The 13,659-nt window shown below is 50.0% G+C and carries 13 protein-coding genes; 3 read left to right on the top strand and 10 right to left on the bottom strand.

Annotation, left to right across the window (positions count from 1 at the left end; all coding sequences use genetic code 11):
- The first annotated feature begins 6 nt into the window (after nucleotides 1-6).
- The gene (locus BGL48_RS03100; protein ID WP_069361284.1) at nucleotides 7-450 is read left to right on the top strand and encodes a hypothetical protein; all 444 of its coding nucleotides are present in this window, start codon (nucleotides 7-9) and stop codon (nucleotides 448-450) included.
- 91 nt (nucleotides 451-541) lie between these two features.
- Here the strand turns inward: BGL48_RS03100 and panP are convergent, their stop codons facing one another.
- The 7 genes from panP to ugpB form a co-directional block, all read right to left on the bottom strand.
- Nucleotides 542-2,188, bottom strand: coding sequence for a pyridoxal-dependent aspartate 1-decarboxylase PanP (panP, locus tag BGL48_RS03095; protein ID WP_069361283.1), 1,647 nt, complete (start codon nucleotides 2,186-2,188; stop codon nucleotides 542-544).
- A 222-nt stretch (nucleotides 2,189-2,410) separates the two neighbouring features.
- The gene (locus BGL48_RS03090) at nucleotides 2,411-2,932 is read right to left on the bottom strand and encodes a hypothetical protein (protein WP_069361282.1); all 522 of its coding nucleotides are present in this window, start codon (nucleotides 2,930-2,932) and stop codon (nucleotides 2,411-2,413) included.
- A gap of 190 nt (nucleotides 2,933-3,122) precedes the next feature.
- A complete protein-coding gene (locus BGL48_RS03085) occupies nucleotides 3,123-3,947 on the bottom strand; it encodes an HAD family hydrolase (protein WP_083238400.1) in 825 nt (274 codons plus the stop codon).
- A gap of 21 nt (nucleotides 3,948-3,968) precedes the next feature.
- On the bottom strand, nucleotides 3,969-5,072 hold the full coding sequence (gene ugpC / locus BGL48_RS03080; RefSeq protein ID WP_069361281.1) for a sn-glycerol-3-phosphate ABC transporter ATP-binding protein UgpC: 1,104 nt from the start codon (nucleotides 5,070-5,072) through the stop codon (nucleotides 3,969-3,971).
- Nucleotides 5,073-5,921 (bottom strand): sn-glycerol-3-phosphate ABC transporter permease UgpE, encoded by an 849-nt coding sequence (ugpE, locus tag BGL48_RS03075; protein ID WP_069361280.1) that lies wholly within the window; start codon nucleotides 5,919-5,921, stop codon nucleotides 5,073-5,075.
- Nucleotides 5,921-6,802, bottom strand: a complete 882-nt coding sequence (gene ugpA, locus BGL48_RS03070; RefSeq protein ID WP_069361279.1) for a sn-glycerol-3-phosphate ABC transporter permease UgpA — start codon at nucleotides 6,800-6,802, stop codon at nucleotides 5,921-5,923. The genes ugpE and ugpA overlap by 1 nt, the downstream gene beginning before the upstream one ends.
- A gap of 78 nt (nucleotides 6,803-6,880) precedes the next feature.
- Complete coding sequence (gene ugpB / locus BGL48_RS03065; protein ID WP_069361278.1) at nucleotides 6,881-8,185, bottom strand: sn-glycerol-3-phosphate ABC transporter substrate-binding protein UgpB; 1,305 nt, start codon at nucleotides 8,183-8,185, stop codon at nucleotides 6,881-6,883.
- Nucleotides 8,186-8,464: 279 nt separating this feature from the next.
- Here ugpB and BGL48_RS03060 point away from each other — a divergent pair, with 279 nt between their 5' ends.
- Nucleotides 8,465-9,199: a glycerophosphodiester phosphodiesterase family protein gene (locus BGL48_RS03060; RefSeq protein ID WP_069361277.1), complete on the top strand. Its 735-nt coding sequence runs from the start codon at nucleotides 8,465-8,467 to the stop codon at nucleotides 9,197-9,199.
- 61 nt (nucleotides 9,200-9,260) lie between these two features.
- Nucleotides 9,261-10,025 carry a DeoR/GlpR family DNA-binding transcription regulator gene (locus tag BGL48_RS03055; RefSeq protein WP_069361276.1) on the top strand — a complete coding sequence of 255 codons (765 nt, stop codon included), beginning with the start codon at nucleotides 9,261-9,263 and terminating at the stop codon, nucleotides 10,023-10,025.
- Nucleotides 10,026-10,107: 82 nt separating this feature from the next.
- Here the strand turns inward: BGL48_RS03055 and BGL48_RS03050 are convergent, their stop codons facing one another.
- The 3 genes from BGL48_RS03050 to BGL48_RS03040 are packed head-to-tail and all read right to left on the bottom strand — an operon-like array spanning nucleotide 10,108 to nucleotide 13,530.
- Nucleotides 10,108-11,376 carry an ABC transporter substrate-binding protein gene (locus tag BGL48_RS03050; protein WP_255377303.1) on the bottom strand — a complete coding sequence of 423 codons (1,269 nt, stop codon included), beginning with the start codon at nucleotides 11,374-11,376 and terminating at the stop codon, nucleotides 10,108-10,110.
- The gene (locus BGL48_RS03045; protein WP_069361275.1) at nucleotides 11,373-12,821 is read right to left on the bottom strand and encodes an ATP-binding protein; all 1,449 of its coding nucleotides are present in this window, start codon (nucleotides 12,819-12,821) and stop codon (nucleotides 11,373-11,375) included. The genes BGL48_RS03050 and BGL48_RS03045 overlap by 4 nt, the downstream gene beginning before the upstream one ends.
- A complete protein-coding gene (locus BGL48_RS03040) occupies nucleotides 12,811-13,530 on the bottom strand; it encodes a response regulator (protein ID WP_069361274.1) in 720 nt (239 codons plus the stop codon). Before BGL48_RS03040 ends, BGL48_RS03045 begins: the two co-directional genes overlap by 11 nt.
- Nucleotides 13,531-13,659: the final 129 nt, after the last annotated feature.

Here is a 13,659-nt window from a genome sequence, read left to right as displayed (position 1 = left end):
GAAGCGATGATTAGGATAATGGCAGCGGTGTGCTTGTCGATGTTGTTGGTCGGTTGCTCACTGCCAAAAATGTCGGACTTATGGCGCAATTACAGCACCATTGGCCTCAACGAAGCACTGCGTGGCGCGCAACAAGATCTTATCCATTGCCGCTATAATAAAACACTTGATACGGCGCAGCGTTATACCGTGATTGGTACGGCGCGAGAGAAAACACGTGCGTTTGAGCTAATGGGCATTGTCTACAGCGAACAAGAGAACAGCGCTGAGTTTGATCATACCTTGCAGCGCTTTTTGTTTTCAGAGCCGGGACGGGCAACGACGGCCTCTCAGGTGCAGATGCAATGGCGCCAAGCCCAAATTGATATTGAACATCAACGCGAGGCTGTATTGAGTCAAACTCATTGCCTGCAATCGACCGACTCACCCAAAACAGGACCGCTAAAATAGCGCGAATATGACATTGAATCGTAGTTAATCAAATTAAAAAGGCAGCCACCGTAATCTGGCTGCCTTTTTATTGTTCGAAACGCACTGACACTTAGGCTTTGAGAATACTCTCTGCCAGGGTCATCAGGCGTGGGTAGGCAAACTCGCTTTCTTGGGCGATTTCCCCCTGTTCCGCCAACACTTCTTGCAAAATATCCGTGGTGGTGAGCGGATTGGCCAACACGACACGGAAAACCGTGGTGGTGCGTCGTTGCCATTGTTCTGGGGTGAGGCGCGTGCGGGAGACAAAGGTTTTGCCTGATTCGCGCTGGCGCTTTTGAATGAACTTGGTTAAGTCGTTAAGCAAATTATGCATCAACTCAACTTGCTCTTCACTGGCCACAGCCAGTGCGGTTTGTACTTTGGCAGGAACAAAGCGGTAGGTGAGTAGGCACAACTCGGGTACCGAGATCAGCTCAAAATCAGAATGGGCCGTGATCATGTCTGCAAACGTCGCCGCTTTATCAATACTTTGATCAATCAATAACTCATAACCGCGGCGAGAGATAATGTTCATACAAGCAAACACCAACATTGCCATGCCACTGCGAGAGCCCTCGAGTGTGTGACTGCCCAGATCTTTTGCTCCTTTACGGAGAATATACTCGGCGTGGTGCTCGATGGATGCGACCACGGACGGATCTTTAAACAGCACCATCCCCGCGCCCATCGGGACATAAAGTTGTTTGTGCGCATCAATGGTGACAGAGTCGGCACGTTCAATCCCACTCAGTTTATGGCGCTGGTTATTCGACATTAACGTCGCGCCGCCCCACGCGGCGTCAACGTGGAAGTGAATGCCCTCACGCTCCGCAATATCCGCCAATGCGTTGAGTGGGTCGATACTGCCGGTTTCTGTGGTGCCCGCGACACCCACGATGGCGACCGGCTTAATATTGTCTCGATTCAGTTGCGAAATGGTGTCTTCAAGTGCATCAATACATATGCGATTTTGGCTATCCGCAGGCACCGAGATCAGTTGGTCGCGACCAATACCCAGCACATCAGCCGCCTTACCCAGTGAATAATGACCACGCTCTGACACCAAGATAGCGAGGTCGCGATAGCCGTAGTGGCGCATCGCGCCAAACAAGCCAGCCTTGTTGATGCCAGGAAACTCTCCGTCAGGCTTGAGGACGTTATTTCGCGCGACCCATAAAGCGGTGATATTCGCCACTGTGCCACCTGAGCAAAAAGCACCGAGTGAATGGTTGGCGCTGTGCATCCAACTCTGATAGAAGGCGTCGTCTTGCTGATAAATCAGGTTATGCAACATGCCAAGCACTTGCCGCTCAAGCGGTGTAAACGCTTTAGAGGTTTCAATTTTGACCGTATTTTGGTTGAGGCCAATCATGATTTTAGACAGTGGCATCAAAAAATAGGGCAGTGCAGAGGTCATGTGGCCGATAAATCGCGGTGAAGCGGTATGTACTGATTGAGCAACGAGTTTCTCGAGCAGAAACTGCGTATGATCAGAGACAAAACTGGGATCTTCAGGGATGGCCGGGTCGCTAAAATCGCGCTCAATATCAGCGAGCGATCGCTCGGTGGCAGTAATATGGTTTTGTAAAAACCGGTTTAGATTCTGAGAGATCGCTTGCTCAATTTGGCTGAGCGTTGAATCTGGGGCTTCGGGGACAGTAAAAATCCGGTGCAAGGTTTCCGGTGTGGCGTCCGCGGCTTTATTGTGTGTTGCCATGACGTTCTTCTTATATCTGCTTGGCTGTCCAAATAGTGACTCTCTCAAGCGCATTGAGACTAGGGTCACGATCACTGGCTGAAATTAGGCCTCAACATAGCAAAAAAAAGCCAGAGCATCAGGCTTTTTTTACTGAAGGATGACAGCTGAAACAGCGCACGCGATAGAGAGTAGAGTTGATAAGAGGAGCCAGCGATTGCTGGCTCTTACATGAGAGCGTGTTTACTGACACTGACGTTGGTTAATACTGTTCATTTGGTCATTATACTGATTGAGCGCCTTGTCAATCTCTTTTGGATGGCTTAGCAGATCAGCCAGTGCACTGCGAAGGGTATAGTTTCCGTCCATGGCTTCGCCTTGGCGAAAGTTAAACACTTTTTCAGCCAGCGTCGAGGGTGGCAATGAGCTTTGCGCGAGCGTTTTTACGTCTTCTTGGCTTAGTTTTAGCCAAGACTCCACCGGCGCTTCCAAATTGAGCTTGGCACTGTCATTTTCTAGATAATAATCAAAAGCTTGTGCATTGAGATTGAAGTGATTTTTTCGGCCTTTCAAGAACCACGCGGCGACCTCATCCAGTGTCGGATCTTTTTTTACTGTCATATCGACCAGCGCTTGGTACCAATTGATCGATGCATCCACATAATCATGATATTTGGCCGAATAACAGTCTGCATTTTTGATAGGGGCAGCGTTTGACATTATCGGCAATAGTGCCGCGACCAGTGCAAGGGCATAGCGTTTCATAACATTATCCTAATCGTTATCGTGTTTGCGCTTTATGATTATACGCACTAACCGTGTGCGGGGCGCAAACAATGAGGTTTGGGCATCTTTGTGAATGATAAAACGCGGATATTGTAGAACGAGCCAGTGACAAAGTTAAATAACACATTGATATAAAAAGCCCTGTAGCAGAAAACCTGTGACATCACACTCAGTTAGCGCGTGATATACCTTGCTGGTTCGACAATACCGACAGCCAGTGGCGGGTAAATTCGGCAAAACCAAACCCTCCCGGCGCATCCGTGATCCAAGTTGGCGCGGTGGTCAATGCTGGAAGGTGAGGAGCAATATTCGCAACGCCGACGCTCAGAGGAAAGTGGGCAAACATGTCACTGTCGTTCGGTGAATCGCCAATAAACGCCACGCGTTGCTGAACCTGCCCACCGGTGACATTGTAACGCTCTAACCATGCTTGCGCTGCGCGTCGCTTACTATGGGTACCGAACCAAGCATTAATGTGAATCGAGCTGGCTGTTGCATTAATACCCTGTCCATGAAACTCGGCGAGCAATGCATTGATCTCATCTGTGGATGCATGTGACGTATGCTGGCCAATATCAACCGCTACTTCACAAAGGCGATAAGGCTGATCCGCCGCAAGTGCGCGATCTGGATAGCGCTGAAGTAAGCGGTTTACCCAGTCCACGAGGGCGGCTTGTTGTTGGCGGGCGGCTTGATTGATTTTCGTGAAGCGCTGACCGTTTTCTTGCCATAGGATCACCCCACCGTTTTCGCTGATCACCGTATCAACGGGCCACGCGTTAATCATGTGATCGCCCCAGCCGGCGCACGCGCCAGTAACAGGGACAACGTGAATGCCGGCTTCACGGAGATCGGCCATCGCCTTCAGGGTTTGCCAGGGCAGCTCACCTTTCCATGTCAAGGTGTCATCCACGTCGGTAAATAGCCATTGCACGTCACGCCAGCGTGTGGCGTGATCATGCATTGACGAGATGGGCAAACACTGATTCGGCATAGGTGTCGCGATCCTCGTTAATTAAATAGCCGCCACATGGCGATGATTAACCTGACGCATATTAAGAGCCAGTCGTTTCCCTTGTTCATTGTCAAATACGTGGAGGTCGTCAGGGGAAATCGTCAAGGGAAGGTTATCGCCTTCAACCACCTTACTGTGCCCTTCTAAACGCAGTGTGATGAAGCTATCGGTATCGGTTATATGACCATAGACTAGCAAATCAGCCCCTAAAGACTCGGTCAAGGTGACTGCAAGCGTAAAACTGGCCTGATCGGCCGATACCACTTTTAAATGCTCGGGCCGCAACCCGACGGACACGGATTGTGTATCAACGTCCTGACACTCAGCCAAAACGTGTTTACCTATCGAGAGGACATCACCGTCGATTTGACCCTCGACAATATTCATCGCTGGAGAGCCAATAAACGTGGCGACAAACAAGCTAGCCGGTGCATCGTAAACGTCTAACGGTGTACCAATTTGCTCAACGTTACCACCATTCAATACCACTAAGCGGCCCGCGAGGGTCATCGCTTCAACTTGGTCGTGGGTAACATAAACGGCAGTGGTATTCAGCTTCCTTTGCAAGCTTTTGATTTCTAAACGCATTTGTACACGTAGTTTAGCATCAAGGTTGGATAACGGCTCATCAAAAAGAAAAACCTTGGGACGACGCACAATCGCACGGCCCATTGCCACCCGTTGTCGCTGTCCACCAGACAACTGATTAGGCCGTCTGTCGAGCAGGTGTTCTAGCTCGAGCATCGTCGCAACCTCGGTCACAAGCTGTTGAATGGTCGCTTTGGGTGTCCCGCGGTTTTTAAGGCCATAGGCCATATTGTCGAATACACTCATGTGTGGATAGAGCGCATAGTTTTGAAACACCATGGCAATATCGCGCTCGCCGGGCTCAAGATCATTCACTTTTTTATCGTCAATGACCAATTGGCCGCTGGAAATCGCCTCGAGGCCGGCAATCATGCGCAGTAAGGTTGATTTGCCACAGCCGCTGGGTCCCACCAACACAATCATTTCGCCATCTTTCACTGATAAGTCGACGCCGTGAATGGCTTTAAACCCATTAGGGTAGGTCTTTGCCATCTGTTCTAGGGTTACCGTTGCCATTTACTTCTCCGTTTCCACTAAGCCTTTCACAAAGAGTTTTTGCATGCCGAGCACCACGATCACGGGTGGTAGCATGGCCATCAGGGTTGTTGCCATTACGCGATTCCATTCCACTTCACCGTCGCCGACCGACAGCATACGCTGAATACTCATCACAATGGTGTAATACTCATCATCCGTGGTGATCAATATCGGCCAAAGGTACTGGTTCCAACCGTATATGAAGGTGATCACAAACAGCGCGGCGATATTGGTACGCGAGAGAGGGAGCAGGATGTCTTTGAAAAACTTGAACGGGCCCGCGCCATCAATCCGCGCGGCTTCAAGCATTTCGCCGGGGACCGTCATAAAAAACTGACGGAACAAAAAGGTCGCGGTAGCACTGGCGATGAGTGGAATGGTCAGTCCCGACATCGAGTTGAGCATGTTCAGGTCGGCAATGACCTGGAACGTAGGCATAATGCGCACCTCCACGGGCAGCATCAGGGTCATAAAAATCACCCAAAATGCCAACATCCGACCCGGAAAGCGAAAATACACCACCGCATAGGCCGATAAAATAGAAATAGCCAGTTTGCCGATCGATATACCCATCGCCATTAAAAATGAATTCCACAGCATGCCGGCCACGGAAATATTTAACTCACGGGATGTCCCTTCGGTTAATACCTCTTTGAACACAGATAAGCCTTTGTCACCAAACCATAACGGCGTGACACCACTGACAAAGGCGCTGCTGTCATGGGTCGCAGCGGTTAACGCTAGCCACACAGGGAGTGCAACCGAGGCTACCCCTAAAATCAACACCAAATGCGAGAACACAGTAAGCCAAGGGCGACGTTCAACCATTAGTAAGCCACCTTCTTTTCAACATATTTAAACTGAATCACGGTTAATGCACCCACGAGGATCATCAACACCACGGATTGCGCGGCGGATGAGCCCATATTGAGGCCGACAAAACCGTCTGCATACACTTTATACACCAGCGTCGTGGTGGATTGCCCAGGCCCACCTTGCGTCATGGCATGAATCACCCCAAAGGTTTCGAAAAAGGCGTACACCAAGTTCACGACCAATAGGAAAAAAGAGGTCGGAGAGAGCAATGGGAAAATGATGGTAAAAAAGCGTTTTACCGGGCCTGCGCCGTCAATAGCTGCCGCTTCAACCAATGAACGTGGGATAGATTGCAGCCCGGCGAGGAAGAACAGAAAGTTGTAGCTAATCTGCTTCCATGTGGCGGCAATGATCACCATGGTCATGGCATCGCCAGAATGGATAAACGGATTCCAGTCTAAACCCATGGCTTTTAGCGCATGGGCCAATACACCGACAGTGGGATTGAACATGAATAACCACAGCACCCCTGCGACAGCGGGAGCGACGGCGTAGGGCCATACCAATAGCGTTTTATAGCCTGCCGCCCCTTTAATGACTCGATCGGCCATCACCGCCAGCACAAGCGCCGATAGCAGTGCGATGCCTGCAACAGAAAAACTAAAGAATAAGGTGGTCAAAAAAGAGCGATAATAGCTGGCGTCTCCCAGCAACTCAGTGAAGTTTTCGCCACCGACAAACTCGGTACTGAGACCGAATGGATCTTCCAACAAGGTGGATTGCCATACTGCCTGCGCCGCTGGCCAGATAAAAAAGATAAACGTGATCAGCAATTGAGGCGCGAGTAGTAAAATGGGAAACGCACAATGATTAAATGTGGGTTTATTGGACATAGGCTTTCTCAAAAAGTGGAGCGGCAGTTTATACCGCTCCGTCATACAACAAGGTTTTTTATGGAAGGAACTAACTGTCTATTGATTGGCTTTCGCAAACTTTGAAAGCAAGCCATTGGCGCGCTCAACGGCTTCATCCAGCGCTTCTTGAGCCGATTGATCGCCGGACCATACAGTCTCAAGCTCTTCGTTAATCACGTCACGGATTTGCACGAAGTTACCTAAGCGGATCCCTTTCGAAGCAGGCGTTGGTTCGACCTCGGTCATCTGCTTAATCGCGATGTCCGTGCCTGGGTTTTTGGCATAAAAGCCTTGCTTCTTGCTTAGCTCATAGGCGTCGTGGGTGATGGGTAAGTAACCGGTGAACTGGTGCCAGTCGGCTTGGATTTCAGGTTGAGACAAGAAGGAGAAGAACTGGGCGACGCCTTTATACTCTTCTGACTCGTGGCCTTGTAGAACCCAAAGCGTTGCGCCACCGATGATGGTATTTCTTGGCTGCTCAACGGCTTTGTCCCAGTAAGGGAGTTTCGCCACACCAAACTCGAAATCTTTCACGCTTTCACGCACACCGGCATAAGACGCTGACGAGTTCATATACATGGCACATTCACCACTGTAGAACAGCGGAGCACTGTCAGAGCGGCGACCGCCATATTCAAAAATGCCAGCCTGTTGCCAATCCGCCATTTTGGCAATGTGATCCACAAACGGAGACTGGTTAATCAGCATCTTGTTATCGACACTGCTAAAGCCATTGTCATTGGTGGCAATGGGGGCATTGTGGCGAGCGCCGAGGTTTTCAATTTGTACCCAAGATTGCCAACCAGTCGTGAAGCCGCACTGAGCACCATTGGCAAGCAGTTTCTCAGATACTTGCTCAACCTCTTCCCAGGTTTTGGGAGGATTAACGCCAGCTTTAGCAAATAGGTCTTTGTTGTAATACAGCACGGGCGTTGAGCTATTAAACGGCATCGACAGCATATTGCCATCTTCATCTGAATAATAACCCGTGACAGAAGAGAGGTAGTCAGATTGGTCAAACGGGACGTTAGCATTTTCCATCAGCTCATAGACCGGGTACACCGCTCCTTTTGCTGACATCATGGTCGCGGTGCCGACTTCAAACACCTGGACGATATGAGGTTGCTTGTTGGCGCGGAATGCCGATACGGCGCCTGTCATGGTTTCGGTGTAGTTACCCTTGTAGACGGGTTTGATGGAATAGTCATCCTGACTGGCATTGAACTTCTCGGCTATTTCATTCACTTTTTCGCCAAGATTTCCGCCCATTGCGTGCCACCATTCGATTTCGGTTGTCGCGTTGGCAGAAAAAGAGGCCAGCAACAGGGCCGAAGAAAGCGCGGTTAAGCGTTGGGTTTTCATGCGTCACTCCTTTTGAGGATTGGGTAATGTTCATTCGGCAACTTAATGAACAAAAATGAACATAATATGAACCCAAACGAAAAGGGAGATGACAATTGTATGACTTTTGACCGCTGTCTCATACTGTGTGAAAAAAATGTTAAATAGAGCGTGTTTTGATGATGAAAATGCTGTAACCGCAACCACTTATTCGTAAAAACGCTGTCATAGTTACGCGAGACAATACGGTGAACGCTGTCCTACAATACCCGAATGACCGATTGAAATGAGACTGTTCAAATGAAAATCGCACCACAACAATTATGCGGGCATCGAGGTGTCGCCGCTCATGCACCAGAGAATACGTTAGCGTCTATTTCAAAGGTGCGAGAGATGGGATTAAGCTGGGTGGAGGTCGATGTGCAATTGACCCAAGACGGGGTGCCCGTGGTGTTTCATGACCACACTTTGTTACGTTGCACGAATGGGACAGGGGCGCTAAAAGATACCGCCTTGGCAGACTTGCAGCAGCTTGATGCAGGCGGACATTTTTCATCCGTGTTTGGGTATGAAAGGGTACCCACGCTCGCGGCCGTTTTAGCCCAAGCGCACCGTGATGCACTTCATATCAACCTTGAGATAAAAACCTACCCGGATAGCGATATTCCTGCCTTATGCCGCGCGATATTTGCTTGCTTGTCGGCAAGCCCTATCAGCACCGAGAAGGTATTAGTCTCGTCTTTTTCTCTTGAAGCACTCGCGATTGTTCGTGATGAAATGCCTGAGTTAGCGCGGGCGATTTTATGGGAAACCATCCCTGACAATTGGCATGAGTTTCGGGACTTAGCGACGTTTAGTATTCACTGCAACTATCGCCACCTCACGCAAGACAAAGCGAAATCCGTGAAAGAATCAGGTTTAGTATTGAAGTGTTATACCCCTAATGAGCCAGCTGAGGTTGACGCGTTATGGGCTTGGGGCGTAGATATGATGATCACCGACGACCCGGGCAAATACTTAACACACCCGTGCTAACACGGGGTTAAACGACTCGGTCGATGAGCGGTCGAGCATTTTCTGACAGCAAGGAGCATACGTGCCACAAGAGGCAGAGTTAAATTGGCGTCAGCGCGAAATATTAGCGCAATTAGCAAAAACAGAGCACCTAGAAACGGATGATTTAGCCACGCAGTTTTCGGTTACGACGCAGACGGTTCGTCGTGATATTAATCAGCTTTGTGCGCTGGGCTTAGCTCGACGTCACCATGGTGGCATTAATATGCCCTCTGCGCATGTCAATAGCGATTACCAGCGCCGTTTGCAACGGCACAGTGGTGTGAAAACGGCGATTGCACGGGCCGTGGCCGAGCACATTCCTGAGGGGGCGACAGTGATGCTCGGGATAGGGACCACGGTTTCTGCGATTGCTGAGCAGCTATTAACAAGACGCAACCTTCGCGTAATCACCAATAACGTCCAGATCGCGCACATTTTGGGGGCGAACCCCGACCTTGATATTTGGCTGGCAGGGGGGAAGTTGCGCGCCAATGACCAAGACATGGTTGGCCACTCAGTGCTTCAGTTCCTGTCCCGTTTCCAACCGGATATCGCCATTATCGGCTGTGCGGCGGTCAATGAAGAGGGATGGGTGTGTGAGTTTTCACCCGATGAAGCAGATGTCAGTGACACCATGCTTAGCGCGGCGAGTGCGCGTTGGTTGGTGGCAGATGGGTCAAAGTGGCAGCGCAGCGCACCGGTGAAAGTGACAACCTTAAGTCAGTTCGACTATGTGTTCACTAACGATGTACTGAGCAACTATTCGACGCTGCCGCCAGATATCGCTTTTATTCCTTGTGACTAGCGCGATCCCAGCCCTACGCAAGCGCCAATTACCGGTTGAGAAGGGCTGGCTATACCTGTGTGTCGACACACTACAGCGGGGATCACGCTTGCGCGGATAAAATCGCGCGATACAGTGCCTCGGTGGCTTCACGCGGCGTTTGCTCAGGGTTATAGAAGAACTCATTAATCACATCGAACACCGCGCTTTGTACATAACGTGTTGTAGAAAGACCGTGTGACATGCTGGGGCTTAAGGTGCCATTCTCTTGCGCATAAATAAACGCATCACGCGATTGCTGTGCACATCGGTCCTCCTGGGGGAGGGGCACATCAAACCGAATAGGCAACGAGCCTTTGTAACGGTTAAAGTCACGCTGGAACTGTGGTGTGAGTAGGTACGAGGCCATGTCTGTTTGGCTTTGTCGCTCACTTTCGTTATTGGGTTTGAAAAACACAAAGCTGTCGACGTTGTAACTAAAGGCTTTTTTTGTTCCCGGGAAGGCGACACAGGTAAAGGCGTTGCCTTCTTGTTGGTTGGCGGCAAAAAACTCGCCTTTAGCCCAATCACCCATCACTTGCATACCCGCCTGGTTATCAATGAGTAGGCGTGTGGTGTCGCTCCAGTTGCGCCCTTGGCCTGAGTCATCCACGTATTGGCGCATCTTCGCCAACAGGGTAAAGGCTTTAACCACATCGTCACTCAGCAGCGCTTTGCGGTCAAAGTCTAAAAAGGCTCGTTGATAATCTTGTGGTCCCAACACTGATAGCGCCAAACTGTCGAAAAGTGTCGCGACCTGCCATGGCTCGCCGCCTAAGGCGAGTGGGATATAGCCTGCTTGCTGCAGTTTATCGGCGGCAGCAAAAAAGCTATCAAAGTCGGTCGGGATGTCGGCATTGGCCGCTTCAAAGGCGCGTAAGTTGACCCACAGCCAATTCACGCGGTGAATATTGATGGGCGCCGCTACATAGTTACCTTGGTACTGCATGACATCACGTAGTGGGGCAGGGATTTTATCTTCCCAGTGTTCTGCTTCCGCAATCTCATTGAGGTTGCGTAAAAAGCCTAAACGGGCCCATTCGGTGATCTCTGGCCCTTTGATTTGTGCCGCAAGGGGCGGGTTACCACTGATGGCACGGATCCTCAGGGTGTTCATCGCGCTTATCCCTGCGCGACCACCGACCGCGAAGTCTTGCCATTGATGGCCTTGTTGCTCAATGCCTTCTCGCAAGACAGAGGCGGCTTTGGCTTCACCGGCAGATGTCCACCAGTGTAAAACTTCAACATCACTGGCGGACACTGCAAGGCTGTAGGTGGCAAGCATGCCACTGATGATCCAGTGAGAGAGGTATTTATTTAAGCGTGCCATCATTCTTCTACCCGCGGAAAACTGATATCAACTTGCAGGCCGCCTTCACTGCGGTTACTAAGCACCATATCCCCGCCATGCGCGTGGATGATATCGCGTGCAATCCCCAAACCAAGCCCGGAACCGTCGTTATCATCGTGTAAGCGTACATAAGGGTCAAACACTGAGTCGAGCGCTTGCTCAGGAATACCTGGCCCTTCGTCAATCAGGGTAATATCTAACGTGTGTTTGGCGTCCATGACGTAAATCGTCACTTTATCGCCGTATTTCACACCATTATCAATTAAATTGGATAAGCAGCGTTTAAAGGCGAGTGGCTTGCAAGTAAACGGAGGCACCGCGTCACTTTCAATACTGACTCGGATACGGTTTTGATTGTGTGGTTCGACAATCATCGCCAAGAAATCAATGACATCAATAGCCGCCATGTTCTCATGGATATCGGTGTCTCTGACGGTTTGTACCGCGCCTTTAACCATGATTTCAAGATCATCTAAATCTTTATTGAGCTTCGCTGCTTGTAGGTCGTCATCGATTAATTCTGCCCGTAAACGTAAGCGGGTGATGGGCGTTTTTAAATCATGCGACATGGAGCGGAATAAGGTCTCACGCTCACGCAGGTGGCGTTGTAAGCGACGCTGCATACGGTTAAATGCCCGCGTCACAATCGCGATTTCAGCCGCACCTTCTTCCTTAAGCGGTGGCTGCTCGATATCGGTGCTAAATAAGTTCGCTGCTTTAGCGAGTCGTTTCAATGGTCGAGCTTGCTGGCGAATCAAGATGTAAGTAAAAAACAGTAATAGCGCAGTGATCACCACAATAAAGACCACTTGATCGGCGGTAATCAGGGTGTCGTCGAGCGTCACATAGGGCGCTGGTAACAACGCGGCGATATAGATCCACTCATCTTGTTTCAGCTCCATTTGTACCACCAAAATGGGTGGGTTTAATGGCTCTAAACTTAACGTGTGATGTGCCCAGGACTTGGGCAAGTCTTGCAATAAAATATCGTTATTCAGCACGCGTAAGGTTTCAGGGCGCGAAAAATCAACATCAATCGTATTCAATGACGGGAGCTGCTCATGGAGAATGCCCGATACGGTGCGGGTCGCGACTTTTTTCGCCTGCGTCTCTTCAATGGGCGTGATTTCGATTTTTTCTTTGTTGAAGGAGACAAAAAACCGTGTCCCGCCCATATTCCTTAACTGGTTAAGTGCAACATGCCGGTAAGCAACGGGCAAGGATTGGAAAAAGGTGGTGGTTGAGGCAAACATGTTAGCCAAGCTCGCCGATGCGGACTCTAATCCCTCTAGCTGAGTTCGCTTTGACTGGGTATACCAGATTGACGTCGCGATCCCTTGTGCTAAGACCACGGATAGCAGCGTCAATAGCAGGGTTCTGGAAAGCAAAGAGCGGGGGATTAGCTTTTCTAGCCAGTCATGATTCATATTGGATCTCAGCCACAAACATATAACCCGCACCACGCACGGTTTTAATCAAGTTCGCTTTGCCAGTATCACGTAAGCGCTGGCGTAAGCGGCTAACTTGTACATCGATGCCACGCTCTTGCGCCTGAGCATCGCGGCCTCGTGTCGCTTGGCTAATCGCATTACGATCGAGCAATTGGTGTGGGTGGTCGATAAACAACATCAGCAGGGCATAATCAGACGCCGACAACTCTATTTCCATACCAGTGACAACGTGATGCAATTGCTGGGTGGCAGGCTCAAGACGCCACTGGCCGAACCGAATCGCTTTGGGTCGGGACAAAGTCGTTTCCTGTAATTGCTGGGTGCGACGTAGTAATGCACGAATACGGGCGATCAATTGGCGCGGACTAAAGGGCTTGGCGATATAGTCATCGGCGCCTAACTCTAACCCGACAATTTGATCGGTTTCGTCTGACACGGCGGTGAGCATGATGATAGGCACACTCGAATCTTTACGAATACTTTTGCACAGGGTAAAGCCATCATCCCCTGGAAGCATCACGTCGAGTAAAATTAAATCCGGGTATTGGACAGCCAGTTTAGTTTGCATCTCATGACCGTTTTGCGCGGTCATGACTTCGTAACCCGCTTTGGTGAGGTAAGCTTGGAGAAGCTCACGAATTTCGACATCGTCGTCGACCACTAAGATGCGTTTGGCTGAAGCCATATCGCCATTGTCCTCGTTGTTATAGTCAGTGTCCCCATTATCGGTGCTTTATCGTTGAGATGCTACAAACAAAGCCGCACTTTGTGTAAATAATCAGCGACTTGTTGATAGCCGTATTGGTGATGATGT

The sequence above is a fragment of the Salinivibrio sp. SS3 genome, assembly GCF_001722105.1.
Lineage (GTDB): Bacteria > Pseudomonadota > Gammaproteobacteria > Enterobacterales > Vibrionaceae > Salinivibrio > Salinivibrio kushneri.
The sequence above is the reverse complement of the archived record's forward strand: the minus strand, read 5'-3'. Positions and strand labels throughout refer to the sequence as shown.